Origin of the sequence: Tardiphaga sp. 866_E4_N1_4 (genome assembly GCF_052076075.1) — a bacterium.
Classification (GTDB): Bacteria; Pseudomonadota; Alphaproteobacteria; order Rhizobiales; family Xanthobacteraceae; genus Tardiphaga; species Tardiphaga robiniae.
The window spans coordinates 4949511-4966066 of the sequence record NZ_CP197242.1; the positions used below are offsets into that span (position 1 = coordinate 4949511).

General features: G+C 62.0%; 16 protein-coding genes and 1 other RNA gene. 10 read left to right on the plus strand and 7 right to left on the minus strand.

Going from position 1 to position 16556, the window contains the following annotated elements; translation table 11 throughout:
* Window positions 1-42 precede the first annotated feature (42 nt).
* Both AB8B20_RS23820 and AB8B20_RS23825 read left to right on the plus strand, forming a co-directional pair.
* Complete coding sequence (locus AB8B20_RS23820) at window positions 43-561, plus strand: TIGR02281 family clan AA aspartic protease (RefSeq protein WP_089262841.1); 519 nt, start codon at window positions 43-45, stop codon at window positions 559-561.
* A gap of 144 nt (window positions 562-705) precedes the next feature.
* Window positions 706-2205 carry a phosphomannomutase/phosphoglucomutase gene (locus tag AB8B20_RS23825; protein WP_089262839.1) on the plus strand — a complete coding sequence of 500 codons (1500 nt, stop codon included), beginning with the start codon at window positions 706-708 and terminating at the stop codon, window positions 2203-2205.
* 109 nt (window positions 2206-2314) lie between these two features.
* On the opposite strand, the gene AB8B20_RS23830 is transcribed toward AB8B20_RS23825, so the two are convergent.
* A complete protein-coding gene (locus tag AB8B20_RS23830; protein WP_439073372.1) occupies window positions 2315-3295 on the minus strand; it encodes an IclR family transcriptional regulator in 981 nt (326 codons plus the stop codon).
* Between AB8B20_RS23830 and AB8B20_RS23835 the strand changes: the two genes are divergently transcribed.
* The 4 genes from AB8B20_RS23835 (at window position 3282) to AB8B20_RS23850 (ending at window position 8167) form a co-directional block, all read left to right on the plus strand.
* Entirely contained in the window at window positions 3282-4334 is a 1053-nt protein-coding gene (locus tag AB8B20_RS23835) for a tripartite tricarboxylate transporter substrate binding protein (RefSeq protein WP_439073371.1), read from the plus strand. The two genes, AB8B20_RS23830 and AB8B20_RS23835, sit on opposite strands and share 14 nt — an antisense overlap.
* Window positions 4335-4387: 53 nt before the next feature.
* Window positions 4388-5179, plus strand: coding sequence for an enoyl-CoA hydratase/isomerase family protein (locus AB8B20_RS23840; RefSeq protein WP_089262835.1), 792 nt, complete (start codon window positions 4388-4390; stop codon window positions 5177-5179).
* A 4-nt stretch (window positions 5180-5183) separates the two neighbouring features.
* The gene (locus tag AB8B20_RS23845) at window positions 5184-7280 is read left to right on the plus strand and encodes an acetate--CoA ligase family protein (protein ID WP_439073370.1); all 2097 of its coding nucleotides are present in this window, start codon (window positions 5184-5186) and stop codon (window positions 7278-7280) included.
* A 116-nt stretch (window positions 7281-7396) separates the two neighbouring features.
* Window positions 7397-8167, plus strand: coding sequence for a molybdate ABC transporter substrate-binding protein (locus AB8B20_RS23850; RefSeq protein WP_439073369.1), 771 nt, complete (start codon window positions 7397-7399; stop codon window positions 8165-8167).
* A 94-nt stretch (window positions 8168-8261) separates the two neighbouring features.
* Here AB8B20_RS23850 and AB8B20_RS23855 read toward each other — a convergent pair whose 3' ends face one another.
* The 6 genes from AB8B20_RS23855 to AB8B20_RS23880 all read right to left on the minus strand — a co-directional run bounded on the left by AB8B20_RS23855 (window position 8262) and on the right by AB8B20_RS23880 (window position 13272).
* The gene (locus AB8B20_RS23855; RefSeq protein ID WP_439073368.1) at window positions 8262-9173 is read right to left on the minus strand and encodes a LysR substrate-binding domain-containing protein; all 912 of its coding nucleotides are present in this window, start codon (window positions 9171-9173) and stop codon (window positions 8262-8264) included.
* A 10-nt stretch (window positions 9174-9183) separates the two neighbouring features.
* On the minus strand, window positions 9184-10221 hold the full coding sequence (locus tag AB8B20_RS23860; protein WP_439073367.1) for a YeiH family protein: 1038 nt from the start codon (window positions 10219-10221) through the stop codon (window positions 9184-9186).
* Window positions 10222-10366: 145 nt separating this feature from the next.
* Window positions 10367-10876 carry an Lrp/AsnC family transcriptional regulator gene (locus AB8B20_RS23865; protein WP_089262825.1) on the minus strand — a complete coding sequence of 170 codons (510 nt, stop codon included), beginning with the start codon at window positions 10874-10876 and terminating at the stop codon, window positions 10367-10369.
* Window positions 10877-10954: 78 nt separating this feature from the next.
* The gene (locus AB8B20_RS23870; protein ID WP_439073366.1) at window positions 10955-11887 is read right to left on the minus strand and encodes a sugar kinase; all 933 of its coding nucleotides are present in this window, start codon (window positions 11885-11887) and stop codon (window positions 10955-10957) included.
* Window positions 11888-11905: 18 nt separating this feature from the next.
* A complete protein-coding gene (nudC, locus tag AB8B20_RS23875) occupies window positions 11906-12844 on the minus strand; it encodes an NAD(+) diphosphatase (protein ID WP_439073365.1) in 939 nt (312 codons plus the stop codon).
* A 5-nt stretch (window positions 12845-12849) separates the two neighbouring features.
* Window positions 12850-13272 carry an HIT domain-containing protein gene (locus AB8B20_RS23880; protein ID WP_439073364.1) on the minus strand — a complete coding sequence of 141 codons (423 nt, stop codon included), beginning with the start codon at window positions 13270-13272 and terminating at the stop codon, window positions 12850-12852.
* Window positions 13273-13452: 180 nt separating this feature from the next.
* On the opposite strand from AB8B20_RS23880, the gene ffs reads away from it, so the two are divergent.
* The 4 genes from ffs to recR all read left to right on the plus strand — a co-directional run bounded on the left by ffs (window position 13453) and on the right by recR (window position 16543).
* Window positions 13453-13549, plus strand: an RNA gene (gene ffs, locus AB8B20_RS23885) — signal recognition particle sRNA small type.
* Window positions 13550-13719: 170 nt separating this feature from the next.
* Window positions 13720-15597, plus strand: coding sequence for a DNA polymerase III subunit gamma/tau (locus tag AB8B20_RS23890; protein ID WP_309947920.1), 1878 nt, complete (start codon window positions 13720-13722; stop codon window positions 15595-15597).
* A 21-nt stretch (window positions 15598-15618) separates the two neighbouring features.
* Complete coding sequence (locus AB8B20_RS23895) at window positions 15619-15939, plus strand: YbaB/EbfC family nucleoid-associated protein (RefSeq protein WP_089262819.1); 321 nt, start codon at window positions 15619-15621, stop codon at window positions 15937-15939.
* A 1-nt stretch (window position 15940) separates the two neighbouring features.
* Window positions 15941-16543, plus strand: a complete 603-nt coding sequence (recR, locus tag AB8B20_RS23900) for a recombination mediator RecR (RefSeq protein WP_089262818.1) — start codon at window positions 15941-15943, stop codon at window positions 16541-16543.
* Window positions 16544-16556 lie beyond the last annotated feature (13 nt).

The following is a 16556-nucleotide window of genomic DNA, read 5'->3' on the forward strand; positions in this document are numbered from 1 at the left end:
ATGAACTCGCGGTTCCCCTGATTGCGTTCAGTGAGGTTGCGTATGCGTAGTATCATGTTCTTCGCGGCGATCCTGATCGGTCTGGGCACCGTGATGGCGCAGATGGCCGACAAGATGACGGCGACGACGCCGGCCATGGCGAAGGCGTCATCCCCTGCACCCACCACACAGGGCAATGCAAAGGCCGGTGTCCGTAGCCTGTCGATTGCGCGCGATGCGCGCGGTCACTTCCAGACTGAGGGGAGCATCGAGGGCCAGCGCATCGGCTTCATGGTCGATACTGGCGCGTCCGTCATCGCATTGAATGAAAAGTCGGCGGCACGATTTGGTTTGCGTCCGTCGCGTGCCGATTATAACGCCACGGTGACAACGGCGAACGGAACGCTGAAGGCTGCGCGCACGCGAATCGCTGTCGTGCAGGTTGGTGAGCTGACCGTGCGTGATGTCGATGCGATGGTGCTGCCCGATGAGGCACTGTCCGAGAATCTGCTTGGCCTGTCGTTTCTCTCGAAGTTGAAACGCTTCGAATATGCAAATGGCCGGATGGTACTCGAACAGTAGTACCTCATATCCCCCACGCATTCACGCCGCAGCCCAATTCTAAACAAACTCGCATCCTTGAATGCCCATGCGTCTTCCCACAGGCGTGCGCAAAGGCTAAGCCTGCGCATTCAAGACTGATCCCAATTGATGCGAGGTCCTGCAATGTTTCCGAAGCCGAAGCCCTTGCTCGTGCCGAATACCTACGCCTACGAATCCGAGCCGATGGTAAAGGCCACGGGTTTTCGCGAATATGACGCGCGCTGGCTGTTCGGCAAGGAAATCAACCTGATGGGCATTCAGGCGCTGGGCATGGGGCTCGGCGCGCTGATTGCAGAACTCGGCCAGAAGCAGGAAATCGTCACCGGACACGATTTCCGTGGCTACTCCGCCTCGATCAAATATGCGCTGATGACGGGCCTGATGGCCGCCGGCTGCAAGGTCCATGATATCGGCCTCGCGGTAACGCCGATGGCCTATTTCGCGCAGTTCGATCTCGATGTGCCCTGTGTCGCCATGGTGACGGCCTCGCATAACGACAATGGCTGGACCGGTGTGAAGATGGGTGCCAGCAAGCCGCTGACCTTCGGTCCGGACGAGATGACCCGGCTCAAGGAAATCGTGCTCAATGCCGAGTTCAAGAACAAGGCTGGCGGCTCCTATCAATTCCACGAAAACTATCCGGCGCGCTATATCGCCGATCTCACCAATCGTCCGAAGCTGAAGCGCAAGCTGAAGGTCGTCGTGGCCTGCGGCAACGGCACCGCGGGCGCATTCGCGCCACAAGTGATGGAAGCGATCGGCTGCGAGGTGATTCCGCTCGATACCGAGCTCGATCACACCTTCCCGAAATACAATCCGAATCCGGAAGACATGGAAATGCTGCACGCGATCCGCGATGCGGTGCTCGAACACAAGGCCGATGTCGGTCTTGGTTTCGACGGTGATGGCGATCGCTGCGGCGTCGTCGACAACACCGGCGAGGAAATCTTCGCCGACAAGGTCGGCGTGATGCTCGCGCGCGATATGTCGGCGGTTCACAAGGATGCGACCTTCGTGGTCGACGTGAAATCGACCGGACTGTTCGTGACGGATCCGGTGCTGCAGAAGCAGAATGCCAAGACGACCTATTGGAAGACCGGCCACTCCTACATGAAGCGCCGCACCAATGAGCTGAAGGCGCTCGCCGGCTTCGAGAAGTCCGGTCACTTCTTCTTCAATGCGCCGGTGGGCCGTGGCTATGACGACGGCCTCGTTTCGGCGATTGCGATCTGCGAAATGATGGACCGCGCGCCGGGCAAGACCATGGCCGATCTCAAGGACGCGCTGCCGAAGACCTGGTCGTCGCCGACCATGTCGCCGCATTGTGCCGACGAGACCAAATACGGCGTCGTCGCTGCGGTGGTGAAGCATTTCGAGGATGCGCAGAAGAAGGGCGACAAGGTTGCCGGACAATCGATCCGCGATCTCGTGACGGTCAACGGCGTGCGCGTTACCTGCGAGGACGGCAGCTGGGGTCTGGTGCGGGCGTCATCCAACAAGCCGGAATTGGTGGTCGTGGTCGAAAGCCCGGTCTCCGAAGCGCGGATGCACGACATGTTCGAAGCCATGAATGTGGTGCTGCGGACGCATCCGGAAGTCGGCGCGTATAACCAGACGATATAGGGCGCATTCGAACGACGTGGATGCCGGTTCTCGCGAGGAACGCATCACGACAAAAAGATGGAGTCTCGGCTTCGATGAGAGAGAACGAGGCTTCGCGACAGGATCGTGTTTAGGGCAGCTCCAGATCGATGATGGCTGCCCGAATCTGTGCGGCCAGATCCAGAAGGGGCTGGTGTAGCCGCTCTTCCCAGATGGCAGCGGATTCGTCCGAGGTGACGCTGACATTGAGCACATAGACCGGTCGCCCTTCTATGACGATGGGCGTTGCGAGCGCTGTGACTTCGGGCTGCCACGTGGCGATGCAGTAGTTCTTTTGTTTGATGCTGGCTGCGGCTTCGGCAATTCCCCGCTCGATGAGTGGCCAGCGTTTGCGTCCTTTCGATTTCAGCCGGGCGATGAGCGCGGCTCGCTCGGGGTCCTTTGCAGCGGCCAGAAATGCGCGGCCCAGCGCCGTGAGCTCGATGGGCACCCGATGTCCGGATACGATGACGCGTTGAGAAGCACGGACATTAGAGCGAAGCGATTCGAGATACACCATCTCGTCTGAATCCTGCACCGCCAGCCCGACATTGATACGCAGGCGTCGTGCCAGTCCCGACATCAGAGGTGTAGCAACCCGCAGAACGGACGATCCTGTCCGCATGGCATGTCCGAGGCTGAGGACGCCTGCACCCAGCCGGTACGCGCGCTGCATGGAATCGTATTCCAGATATCCAGCATGAGTGAGCGTTTGCGTGAGTCTGCTGACCGTTGCAGGTGACAGACCCGTTCGCTCCGATAGCTCACCGTTGCCGAGGAGCTCCGCGCCGGGCCGAAACGCTCTGAGGATCGCGATGCCCCTGTCCAATGAGCGATTTATAGGAGCTTTTTGCGGAACAAATCTCTTTGCCATGACGCCTCCAATCGCGATCCCGACATCAAATAGGGTATGTTCGCCAATTCCACCAGATGGAAATGCGGCGATGACCGCGTTCGTGCAACTGCTAAACAGCGCACCGTCGAGGTGGCATCGCGCTGCATTTGATGACGACGGCACGTTCAGATGCCTCGCGCAAAAAAATCGAAGGGAGATTGGCATGAATGCCAGCATGGAAGCCTCAAGCGCCCTGATCGGTCGCACATCAAAAATACCTGCGGCCGCATTTCGCGTCGCGCTTGGCTCCGCAGGCGTGGTCGCCTGCCTGATCGGATACGTCGCATTGGTTGCCGTATCTGCCAGACCGGCCCATGCCGAATACCCCGAAAAACTCGTCAAGATCGTTGTTCCGTTTGCGGCCGGCGGGGGAACGGATATCGTGTCACGGACGCTGGCGCAGGCTATCTCTCCGGATCTGAAGAAGTCGGTGATCATCGAGAACAGGCCCGGAGCGGGTACAATCCTTGGCACCCAGGCTGTGGCGACTAGCGATCCTGACGGCTACACGCTGCTGATGGCGACGTTCGCGCACGCGGTTAATCCGAGCCTCAATGCGAAGCTGCCGTTCGATTCGCACAAAGACTTTGCCGCGGTCTCGCTGATCGCGCGATCGTTCAACGTCGTCGTCGTCAATCCGTCGTCGAGCATCAAGTCGATTGCCGACCTGATCGCCGAGGCGAAAAAGAACCCCGACAAGATGAACTATGGGACATTCGGTGTCGGAACGTCCGCCCATCTCGCCGGCGAGCTCTTCAATACGATGGCGAACGTGAAGTTGACCACCGTCTCCTACAAGGGAGCTGCGCCCGCGATCAGTGATCTTCTCGGCGGCCAGATCCAGGTCATCTTTACGACCGTGGCGAGTGCGGCTTCGCTGGTCGAGTCTGGCCAGCTTCGCGCATTGGCCGTGACGTCGTCGGAGCGTTCGCCCGCCTATCCAGATTTGCCGACCGTGGCAGAGGCAGGCGTCCCCGGATACGCGGCTGAATCCTGGTATGGCCTCTATGCACCAGCGAAGACTCCCGTTCCGATCATCGATCGCTTGAACAAGGCCGTTAAACAAGCGGTGAGCTCGGGAGCGTTCAAGCGCCTCGAGACCAACGAAGGTCTCATCATGGAGGCGAGTTCTCCGGCCGAACTCGATCGCTATGTCCAGCGCGAAGAAGAACGTTGGAGCAAGCTGATCAAGGACGCCAACATCAAGGCGGAATAGGTCGGCTCTCCACGCGCATCCGCCCATCTCAAACTTCAAGCACAGGCCTTTCCATGTCCTTTCAGTTGATCGAATTTTCCGTTGACGCCGGCGTTGCAACGATCGCCCTCAACCGCCCGGATCGGCGCAATGCAATGAGCGACGATATGCGCAGCGAGTTCGTCAGCGCGCTCGAAACGGTCACCCGTGACAATGCGATCAAGGCCCTCGTCCTGACTGGCCGCGGAAAGTCATTCTGTGCCGGCGGCGACATCAGCGGTATGAAGCGCCGGCTTGAAGCGCCACAGGGAGAGGTTGCGTTCAACGGCTGGAGCCGGCAGCAGGGCGTGCATCGCGCGCAATCGTTGCTGCTCAACCTGCCGAAGCCGACTATAGCCGCCGTCAACGGCGCCGCTGCCGGCCTTGGCGCGGATGTTGCGCTGGCCTGCGATTTCGTGATGGGAACCGAGCACACCAAATTCACCTGGTCCTACATCAAACGTGGCCTGATCCCGGACGGCGGCGGGATGTATTTTCTACCCAGACGCGTCGGACTGTCGAAAGCGAAAGAGCTGATTTTTACCGGCCGCGTCGTCGAGGCCGATGAGTCGCTTGCGCTCGGGATCATGGATCGCAAGGTGGGGTCCGCCGAGCTGCTGACGGCCGCGCAGAATTGGGCGGCCGACCTCGCGCAGTATTCTCCGACCGCACTCGCGCTGGGCAAGAAGATCCTCAACGAAACGTTCGAACATTCTGCGCACGAGATTTTCGCGCTCGGCAGTCAGGCGCAGGGCATCTGCTACACCAGCACCGAGCATCGGGAAGCTGTGCTGGCGTTTCTCGCCCAGTCGTCGTCGAAGGAGTAGACCGATGAATGCCATCCAGCGGCTGATCCAACCGCGCAGCGTCGCCATCATTGGTGCCTCGGCGGACCCGAGCAAGACGTCCGGGCGACCGGCTTCGTTTCTCCTCAAGCACGGCTTTGTCGGCGAGATCTATCCGGTTAATCCGAAGGTGGACAAGATCGGCGACCTTACCTGCTACCCGGACATCGCGTCGCTGCCGGCCGTGCCGGACGTCGCCATTGTCCTGCTCGGCGCGGAGCGCGCCCACGGCGCGGTGCGCGAATTGTCCAAGCGTGGAACGGCTGCGGCGATCGTTCTGGCCAGCGGCTTTACGGAAACCGGCGCAGACGGCGCCGAACGGCAGCAGCAGCTTCTGGAAGCTGCCGGATCGATGCGTATTCTCGGGCCGAATACGATCGGCCTGGTAAATCTCACCGACAATATCGTGCTGTCCGCGTCGGGCGCGCTGGCGATGGACCACTTCACCGCGGGATCGATCGGCCTGGTTTCACAGAGCGGCGGCATTCTCGGATCCCTGCTGTCGCGCGCGGCGGCGCGCGGCATCGGACTGTCGAAGCTGGTCTCAACCAGCAACGAGGCGGATCTCGAGCTCGCCGACTTCATCGACTATCTCGCGGATGACGATGCCACCAAAGTCATTGCGCTTTACATCGAGGCGATCCGCAATCCCGCACGCTTTCGCGAGGCGGCGCTGAAAGCACGACGCGCCGGGAAACCGGTTGTCGTCTTCAAGATCGGTCGATCGGAGGCGGGTGCAAAGGCCGCCATATCGCATACGGGAGCGCTGGCGGGCTCGGATCGCATGTATGATGCCTTCTTCAGGCAGCTTGGCATCGTTCGTGCGAAAACCTTCGAGGATCTGCTCGATATTCCTGCGGCTCTTTCGGCTGGACGGTCGCTTCGCGGCAGGCGCGTGGCAATTCTGACGTCGACCGGCGGTGCCGGCACAATCGTCTCCGACTGTCTGGGGATGGCAGGCTTCGAAACGCCCGCGCCCGACGAAAAGACCGCCGAGCAGTTGCGCGCATTGCAGTCAGGGTCTCATGCCGTGTTGGATCGCAATCCGATCGACGTGACATTGGCTGGTCTGCAGCCGGACCTGCTCCGGGGCGCCATTCGCATCCTGCTGGCCAGCACCACCTACGATGCCCTGGTCATCATCGCCGGATCGTCCGCAGTGGGCACGCCGGCCTTGATGGCCGACGCAATCCGGGACTGCCTGCCGATGAGCGACAAGCCGGTCATCGCCTATGTGAGCCCCTACGCGCCGAATGTCGTGTCGGTCCTGACCCAGCGTGGTGTTCCCGCCTATACATCCGCAGAGAGCTGTGCCGGTGCGCTGGATGGGCTGCTGCAGGCTGCACACGCCGTGCAGCTGCAGCCATCCGGGAGCATCGGGCGCACGATCGACATCAGCGACTTTCCTGCGGGCGCGCTCGACGAAGCACAGGCGAAGACGCTGTTCGCGCGTTTCGGTGTGCCGACCGCGGCGGAGAAGATCGTCACCACGCCTTCGGAAGCGGAAGCCGCGGCGCGAGAACTCGGCAGCCGCGTCGTCCTCAAGATCCTCTCCAGCACCATCACGCATAAGAGCGACGTCGGTGGCGTTGCGGTGAATTTGACGTTTGAAACGATCGGCGCTCGCCTGTTGGCCATGGCCGACGAGGTCGAGCGCAACACGTCCGAGCGTCCGCGACGCTTTCTCGTCCAGGAAATGGTTACCGGCGGAGTCGAGTTCATCCTCGGCATGCATCGGGATTCATTGGGGGCGGCGGTCCTGCTCGGCATGGGCGGCGTCACCGCCGAACTCTTCAAGGACACCTCGATGCGCCTGCTCCCGCCGGAGGGCGGCCTTACCCGCAGCGAGGCGCTGGCCATGGCTCGCGAACTCGTCACATGGCCGCTGCTGGACGGCTTCCGTGGTCGGCCGAAATGCGATGTCGATGCCTTGGTATCGGCGATCGTTGCCTTCTCGGAGATGGTGGCGCAGCTCGGCGAGCGCCTCATCGAGGCCGAGATCAATCCCGTCTTCGTGCTTCCCACGGGTCAGGGCGTGCGCGCGGCGGACGGGGTGATCGTTCTCGGCCCCGCTGACACTTGATTGCCGGCAGCATTCCGCAGAGCGGCGACGCAAGTCCAAGACCTGACCGCAAGATCCGGCAAATGCCGGCCTTGCGGTCAGCCGTGATCGCCAAAACAAGAAAGGGAGGATTCAGTATGAACTTCACACGAACAGCGAAGACTTTGGTTGCCGTCGGCGCCCTGCTCGCATGTGCAGGCAATGCACGGGCAGACGACATCAAAGTCTTGACCACGGGAATCCTGAAAGGATCTTTTTCCGAAATCGCGGCTCTGTTCGAACGCGATACCGGTCACAAAGTGACGATGTCGTGGGGGCCGTCGTCCGGCAACTCGCCGGAAGCGAGCCAGGTACGTATCAAAAACGGTGAGCACGTCGATGTGCTGATCATGGTGAATACGGGGATGGACGAGCTGGTGAAGGGCGGCTTCTTTGTGCCTCTCGAGCGCAAGGATATCGCGGTCTCCAAGATCGGCGTGGCGGTCAAGATGGGGCATCCGCTGCCTGACATATCCTCCGCGGCGGCTCTGCGCCAAGCGCTCCTGAACGCGTCATCGATCGGCTATTCGGAGGGCGCCAGCGGCAGTTACGTCGCCAACGTTCTCTTGAAGAAGCTCGGTATCGCCGACGAAGTCGCTGCCAAGAGCAAGGTCATTCTCGGCCGGAAATTCGTCGGCGAGTCGGTTGCGAGCGGAGAGGTCGAACTTGGCCTGCAGCAAATTAGCGAGCTGCGCCTGGAGCCGGGTTTGGCGATTGTGGGGCCGTTGCCGGAGGATCTGCAGAAGAGCAGTGTTGTCACTGCGGCGGTTTCGTCGAAGGCCGAGCACGTGGAAGCTGCCAAGCAGTTCTTCACCTACATCTCGTCGCCCGCCGCCGTCGCTCTGATGAAGAAGAGCGGCCTCGATTGATCAGCTCGAAGCGGAGATGGGTTTTGCGACGAGGCAGGCAAGACGTCTTGCCCTGCCTCGTCGTTGGACTCATCCGATGCTTGCCTTGTTGGATTTATGACACTGTAGAATTGGTCATTGTCGTCTTGCCTGCCATGATCATTTGCGACATTTCGCGTGCGGCTCGTGTCGCGTAGCGCTCTTTATGCCGAAGCATGACGAAGCGGCGGGTCGGCAATTGGGCGTCGAGCGCAATCAGGTCACCGTTGCCGATCAGGGCGGTGGCGACCAGCCGGGAGATAATGCTCGCACCAGCGCCGGCCACGACGGCCGCGCAGACGGCTTCGTTCGACGGCAGCTCCATGGCGATACGGATGTCGTCGGGCGCGATTCCTGATGGGTCCAGTACCGATTGCGCAATGGCGCGCGTGCCGGAACCGGCTTCACGCAGCACCCAGTTCGTCTCGGCGAACTGACCCGGCACGACAGTGTGTTGCTTCGCCCATGGATGCGATCGGCCGACCACCAGCACAAGTTCGTCGTCGCCGACGGGCTGGGTCGCGAGTGCCGGATGGTCAACCGCGCCTTCGACGATGCCGAGATCGACTTCGCCGTCGCGCACCCAGTCGGCCACCTGTTCGGTATTTCCGATGCGGAGGCTGAGGTCGATGCCGGGGAAGCGCTGGCGATAGTGCGCCATGACAGGCGGCAGAAAGTAGTTGCCGACGGTCTGGCTCGCGGCCAGCGCAAGGGAGCCGCGCGTCATGCCGGCCATATCGGTGAGGACGGTCGTCGCGGCGGCAGCGCGTGCCAGCACGGCCCGGGCTTCGATCAGAAAGGCGCGGCCAATCTCGGTCAATTCGATGCGGCGGCCGACGCGGTGAAACAGCTGCGTCGCATAGCGCGTTTCCAGCGCCGCAATGGCGGCGCTGGTGGCAGATTGGGTAAGATGCAGACTCTCGGCAGCCCGCGTCATGTGCTCGTGTTCGGCGACGGCGACGAAGATCCGGAGCTGTTCGAGCGTCATGGCATCTCCATCATGTAGTCAGTTTCACCAGCATGAGGCTGAAGCCGGCAATGAACAGGAAGGCTGCAGCACCCAGCAGCAGCGGGCGCAGGCCCTTGGCGCGCAGCTTCTGGATATCGGTTTCCAGCCCCATGGCGGCGAGCGCCATGGTCAGCAGGAAGGTCGTGATCGGAATGATCACGCTCATAGCTGCATGCGGCACGTCAACGAGGCTATTCAGGATCACCATCGCCACGAAGCCGAAGGCGAACCACGGCATCGGCACCTTGGCGCTGCCGGATCCCGCGCCGATGGCGCGTGCGCGCCGTGTCGCCAGCAGGCCAAGCGTGATCACCACCGGTGCCAGCATCATCACGCGCGCGAGTTTCGCGACGGTGCCGAATTCGCCGGCCTCACGGCTCTGCTGGAAGGCGGCCGCGACCACCTGCGCGATCTCGTGGATCGATGCGCCAGCCCAAAGCCCGAAATGATGTGGGTCGAGCTCCAGCACGCTACCGACTAGCGGATAGACGAACATGGCGATCGAGCCAAAGATGGTGACGCAGGCGACCGCGTAGGCGACATCCTCATCGGGCGCGCGGGTCACGGTGTTGGTTGCGATCACGGCGGACGCGCCGCAAATCGATGTGCCGGCGGCGATCAGTTCGACCAGTCTGCGGTCGATACCCATCGCGCGGCCAAGCCATGTGGTGAAGATGAAGGTTGCAACGAGCGTCGCCGCGATCACCGCGAAGCTGATGCCGCCAACTTCCAGCAACTGCGCCGCGGTGAGCTGCAGGCCGAGCAGGATGATGGCGAAGCGCAGGATGCTGCGCATGGAGAAACTGATGCCGGCTTTGGCCGCAGCCGGCGCGCCGGATGTGTTCTGGATCGCGATACCGATGCCGATGGCCAGGATCATCGGACTGGCGAGGCCGATATAGGGGATTTCACGCAAGGCGAGTGCAGTGCCGGCGATGGCGCCGGTGAGCGCCAATCCGGGAAGAAGCGGGAGGTTGCGAGCAGCAAGCGGGCTGGTGCGGTTCGCATCTTGGGCAAGAACGGTCATGGGCCAAACTCCGGTTTGGCCACATCCTCATGCCGTTTGATCAATAAATCTAATTGATCATTATTGTTGATTCAATCGAAGTATATGATTGATCTGTTTCGGCGTCGTCGCCCGGTCCGACAGGGCGACGACAGCGCGGTATTTCTCAAGCAGCCGGCATCGGTGGCACCGGCAGCGCCGTGACCGACTTGATCTTCTCCATGGCGAAGCGGGAGGTGACGTTCTTCAGGGCCACGGCACTGATCAGCTTCTTGTAGAAGATATCGTAGCTCTGCATGTCGGCCACGACCACGCGCAGCATGTAGTCGACGTCGCCGGCCATCCGGTAAAATTCCATGACTTCGGGCATGGCGCTGACGGCATCGGCGAATTTCTTCAGCCAGGCGTCGGAATGGTCGCCGCTCTCCACCGAGACAAACACCGAGATACCCAGGCCGATCTTGTTCTGATCGACCAGGGCAACCCGGCGGAGGATTACGCCATCGGCCTCGAGGCGCTGGATGCGCTTCCAGCACGGTGTCGACGAAAGCCCGACGCGGTCGCCGATCTCGGCCACCGACAGCGAGGCGTCTTCCTGCAGGACGGTCAGGATCTTGCGATCGATCGCATCGAGGCGGCGGGTGGATTCAAGGGGCTGGTCGGCGACATCGGTCATGGGAAGAACTTTGTTCTAATTATGGGGTCGAGTAACCTCATATATAGAACATTCTTCCAAAGCAAGCCCTGTACCGCCTCAGCTAAGGGCGCCGACCCTGGATTCCCTCAAAAGCTGTTCGACTTCAGCACGTTGCGGGCAGGCAAAAGCACCGCCATAGCGGGTGCATTTCAGGGCCGCGGCGGCGGACGCGAAGCGCAGCGCCTCCGGTACCGACTTGCCGCCCGCGAATTCCAGCGCGAAGGCGCCATGGAAAATGTCGCCGGCGCCGAGGGTGTCCACGGTGTGAACGGGGAAGGCCGGGGTTTCCTTGGGATGTCCCTGCTCGTCGAGCCACAGGGTGCCCTTGGGGCCGCGGGTGACAGCAAGGAAGGACGAGGTGAGCGTCGCCATCTTCTGCAGCGCCTTGAGATTGTCGGTGATGCCGGCGGTCGATTGCAGCGCATCGTCCGAAAAGATCAGGTGCGAGGAGGCGGTCAGCAGGCCCTCGCGCTGCGACAGCGTGCTGTCGATATCGACGACGACGGGAATGCCGCGATGGCGTGCCTCGATGCAAAGCTCGGTGGCAAAGCCGGCGCAGCGGCTTTCGACCAGAATGGCGTTGCAGTCCTTCAACAGCAGGTCGTGGTCGGGCAGCTTTACCTTCCAGAGTTCGGGATCGCGGAAGGTGACGATGGTGCGCTCGCCCGAAGGGTCGATCATGACGGCCGAGATCGGTGTCACCAGATCCGGCATATGCACCAGATGCGCGGAGTCGATGCCTTCCTTGGCAAGGTCGTCAAACAGAAACTGGTCGGCGGTCTCGTTCTTGTCGCCCATCGGCCCGGTCATCGACGCCCGGCCACCCAGCCGGCTGACGCCGATGGCGGCGTTGAGCGCATTGCCGCCGATGATCTGGGCGAAACGTTGGGAGGGGAATTTCTGGCCACGCCCCGGGACGGCTTCGACGGCAAAGGTCAGGTCGCGCACCGGCAGGCCGATACACAATACGTGGACAGGCTTGGCACTCATGAAGGATTCCCCGTGTGGTCAGGCTTGGTCGGGATGCAGCCAGCGACCGAGCAGATGATGCGCGATGGCGAATGGGTGCGGTCCAGCGAGCCCGTCCGGGTGTTCGCGCTTCCACATCAGCATCGCCTCATCACGGTCAAACCACCGGGCGTCCTCAAGTTCCATCTTGTCGACGGTAATCTCGTCGCTGATGGCGCGCGCCGAGCAACCGATCATCAGCGATGACGGATAGGGCCAAGGCTGTGTCATGTAATAGGTGACGTCGGTGCAGCGAATGCCGGATTCCTCGAAGATCTCGCGCTTCACCGCGTCCTCGATGGTCTCGGCCGCCTCGACGAAACCGGCAAGGCACGAATACATGCCCGGAGCGAACTGCTTCTGGCGGCCGAGCAGGCACTTGTCGCCCTTCTCCACCAGCATGATGACGACAGGATCGGTACGCGGGAAATGCTCGGTCTTGCAGCTCGGGCAAACGCGCTTCCAGCCGCCTTCGGCCATTGAGGACTTGGCGCCGCAATTGGCGCAAAACCCGTGGCGCTGATGCCAGGAGACGAGCGACTTGGCCTGTGCAACCGCCGAAAGCTGCTCCGGCGGCACCATGCCCTGCATGGCCATACCGCGGAGTTCGCTGACGACGGCATCGTCGCGGGTCAGCAGCTTTTCGACGGCGGGTGCGCCGATGCCCATGCCGAACACGGCATCGCCATCACGCAGGCCGAGAAAGACAGTGCCAGGATTGGCGCCGAATTTCAGCGCCTCGTCGATGGTCAGCAGCGCGCGCTGGGCATCGCCATCCTTCTTCATGACCAGCGAGTCGCGGTAGATCACATAAGCGCGCGAGGAGCTTTTGCCCTCCAGCGCGAACAGTTTCTCGTCGCTGAAGCGCAGATGCGCGGCGCGGTCGAGCGTGTTGGAGACGAAGGCCGGATGGCCGAGCGGAAACAGCTTGCTTGTCATGATGGTCAACCGAGCCAGATCTTGCGGCGGAGTTCTGAGATGAAGCGCTGCACTTCTGCCGCGTCATGGGCGAGTGGCGGCATTACGCCCCAGATCGGCCGCGGCCAGGCGGCATCGGTCTTGCGGCGCGCGATGATATGGACGTGCAACTGCGGCACCATGTTGCCGAGCGCCGCGACATTGAGCTTGTCGCATTTGGTGGTTTCTTTGAGCGCCCGGCCGACACGGTTGATCTCGGTCATCAACTGGCCCTGCGCGACCTCGTCGAGATCGATGATCTCGGTCGTGTTGGCGCGGCGCGGCACCAGCATCAGCCAGGGGTAGTGCGCGTCCTTCACCACCAGCACGCGGCTGAGGGGGAGGTCGCCGATGTCGATGGTGTCTTGTTGCAGCTGCTCGTGCAGCGACCAGGAGGAGGGAGCGGCCATTCTGACTCTCGATTAAGGCGCACAGCGTCGCAGGAAGCGGCTGCGCAGACAACTCCCGTCATGGCCGGTTTTGCGCGTCTGGACCACGTTTTCTTGCGACTTTCCTGCGCAAAACTTGCGGCGGACTTGCGACACGCGCCGCGCTTGCTTTCCGACCATTTTGGCCCCAAATAAGCACCGGGAGATTGGCGGTGGACGAGCCACTCGCCAATCGGGTCAGGTCCGGAAGGAAGCAGCCCTAACGAGATCCGGATCGGGTCGCTCGTCAGTCTCCTACTTGTTTTATCGAGCAAATTCAGCGTCCTGCACATGGGTCGTTAGCTCGGTGGGCGCCTTGTTCCATGAGTGAGGCAGCATCGAAGGCCGGAACCTGTGTCCCGTTCCGCCTATGATGCGCCAGATGTTCCGCAAGCCGGCTTTACGAGACAACACATTGCGGATTCCTCGATGACCGACGCTGGCACGTCCCCTCCTGATGATCACCAGAGCGGTTTCGATATGGGCGTTGCCCCGGCGCCTGCTGCCGCCACGCCCTATCGCGTGCTCGCGCGTAAATACCGCCCCGGCAGTTTCGACGATCTGATCGGCCAGGAAGCGCTGGTCCGCACCGTTTCCAACGCGTTCGAGACCGGCCGCATTCCGCAGGCCTGGATCCTTACCGGTGTCCGCGGTGTCGGCAAGACAACGACGGCGCGTATTCTGGCGCGCGCATTGAATTATGAGATGGCCGATGGCTCGGTCAAAGGCCCGACCATCCACATGCCGACGCCCGGCATCCATTGCCAGGCGATCATGGAAAGCCGGCATATCGACATTCTCGAAATGGACGCCGCGTCGCATACCGGCGTCGACGATGTCCGCCAGATCAATGACAGCGTGCGCTATGCGCCGTCCAGCGCGCGCTACAAGGTCTACATCATCGACGAAGTCCACATGCTGTCGACCGCCGCCTTCAACGCGTTCCTGAAGACGCTGGAAGAGCCGCCGGAACACGCCAAGTTCGTGTTCGCCACGACCGAAATCCGCAAGGTGCCGGTGACCGTGCTGTCGCGCTGCCAGCGCTTCGATCTGCGCCGCGTCGATGCCGACGTGCTGATGTCGCATCTGTCGAACATCGCGGGCAAAGAGAATGTCGAGGTCGAGCCGGAAGCGCTGGGCATCATCGCCCGCGCCGCCGAAGGCTCGGTGCGCGATTCGCTGTCGCTGTTCGATCAGGCCATTGCGCATGCCGCGGGCACGGTCCGCGCCGACGCCGTCCGGCAGATGCTCGGCCTTGCTGACCGCACCCGCGTGATCGACTTGTTCGATTCGCTGGCGCGCGGTGACATCGCCAGTGCATTTAAGGAATTTCGCGAACAATACGACGTCGGCGCTGATCCGATTGTGGTGCTGAGCGATCTTGCCGAATTCGTCAATTTCGTCACCCGCGTGAAAATCGTGCCGGCAACCGCCGACAATGTCGCGTTTGGAGAGACCGAACGTCTGCGCGCGCGCGATTTCGCCTCGAAGCTGTCGATGCGGGTGCTGTCGCGGATGTGGCAGATGCTGCTCAAGGGCATCACGGAGGTGCAGGGCGCGACGCGTCCCGCCGCCGCCGCAGAGATGGTGCTGGTGCGCATCGCTTACGTTGCCGATCTGCCGACGCCGGATGAAGCGATCCGGATGCTCGACCAGAATGGCGGGACGTCGCCGATGATCCCAACGAATGGTGGAGGCCGTGCCGCGCCATCGTCCGCTCCGTCGGCATCTTTGCCGTCAGCGCAGATGCCGTCCGCCATGCCGACGATGTCAGCGAGTGCGTCGCGTGGTCCGACCATGCAGCGCGGCGGCGCGGAACCATCGCCGCGGCCGCAAGTCGGCATGGCAGATGCACCGCCCGCAGCGGTGCTGAAGATTTCCACCTTCCCTGAACTCGTCGCACTGGCCGGCGAGAAACGCGACCTGATGGTGCGCGGGGCGCTCGAAGCCGATGTGCGCCTGATCAAGATCGAAGACGGGCGGCTTGAGCTGGCGATGGAGCGCACGGCGTCGCGCACGCTGATCAACGATCTGTCGCGCAAGCTCGAACAGTGGACCGGCCGGCGTTGGGCCGTGATCGTGTCCAACGAGCAGGGACAGCCGACGCTGCGCGATCAGCAGCTCGAGCAGAAGAACGAACGCCAGCGCGCGGCGGAAGCCGATCCGCGGGTCAAGGAAGTGCTGGCACGGTTTCCGCGTGCGAAGGTCGAGGTTCGTGTCATCGCCCCTGAGCCGCCGGACTTCAACGGCAGCGATAGCGACCTGATCAGCGATGACGCGACCGACGGTCTCAATGACGACGATTAATCGAACTGCGAAGGAAAACTCATGGCTGATTTTCTCGGCATGATGAAACAGGCAGCGCAGCTGCAATCAAAGATGAAGGCGATGCAGGACGAGCTCGACCATGTCGAGGTCGAAGGTATCTCCGGCGGTGGCCTCGTGTCCGTGCGGATGACCGCGAAGACCGAAGTGAAGGCCGTGAAGATCGATCCCTCGCTGGTCAAAGCCGACGAAGTCGAGATCCTTGAGGATCTGCTGGTCACAGCGCTCGGTGATGCGCGCCGCAAGGCGGAAGCTGCGATGCAAGAGAAGATGCAGGCGCTGACCGGCGGCCTCGGTCTGCCGCCGGGGATGGGCCTTACCTGAGATGGCATCCACGGCCGGTCCGGAAATCGAGCGCCTGATTCAACTGCTGGCGCGGCTGCCCGGTCTTGGCCCGCGCTCGGCCCGGCGTGCCGCGCTGCATCTGATCAAGAAGCGCGAGGCGCTGATGACGCCGCTAGCCGGTGCCTTGCAGGTGGCGATCGACCGGATTCAGGTCTGCAAGGTCTGCAGCAATATCGATACGCAGAATCCCTGCACGATCTGCACGGACCCGCGCCGCGATCCCTCGACCATCGTGGTGGTCGCCGATGTCGCAGACTTGTGGGCGCTCGAACGCGCCCATGCGACGACGGGCAAGTATCATGTATTGGGTGCAACGCTGTCGCCGCTCGACGGCGTCGGCCCGCAGGATCTGACCATCGACGCGCTGGTGTCACGTGCGCATGATTCAGAGGTGAGCGAAATCATCCTGGCGCTGAATGCGACGGTTGATGGGCAGACCACGGCACATTACATCACCGACCTCCTGCAGGAGGCCAATGTGAAGGTGACGCGGCTGGCACATGGCGTGCCGGTTGGTGGTGAACTCGATTATCTCGACGAAGGCACGCTGTCGGCAGCAATGCGACAGCGGACGCTGTTTTAAGACTGGAAGAGCA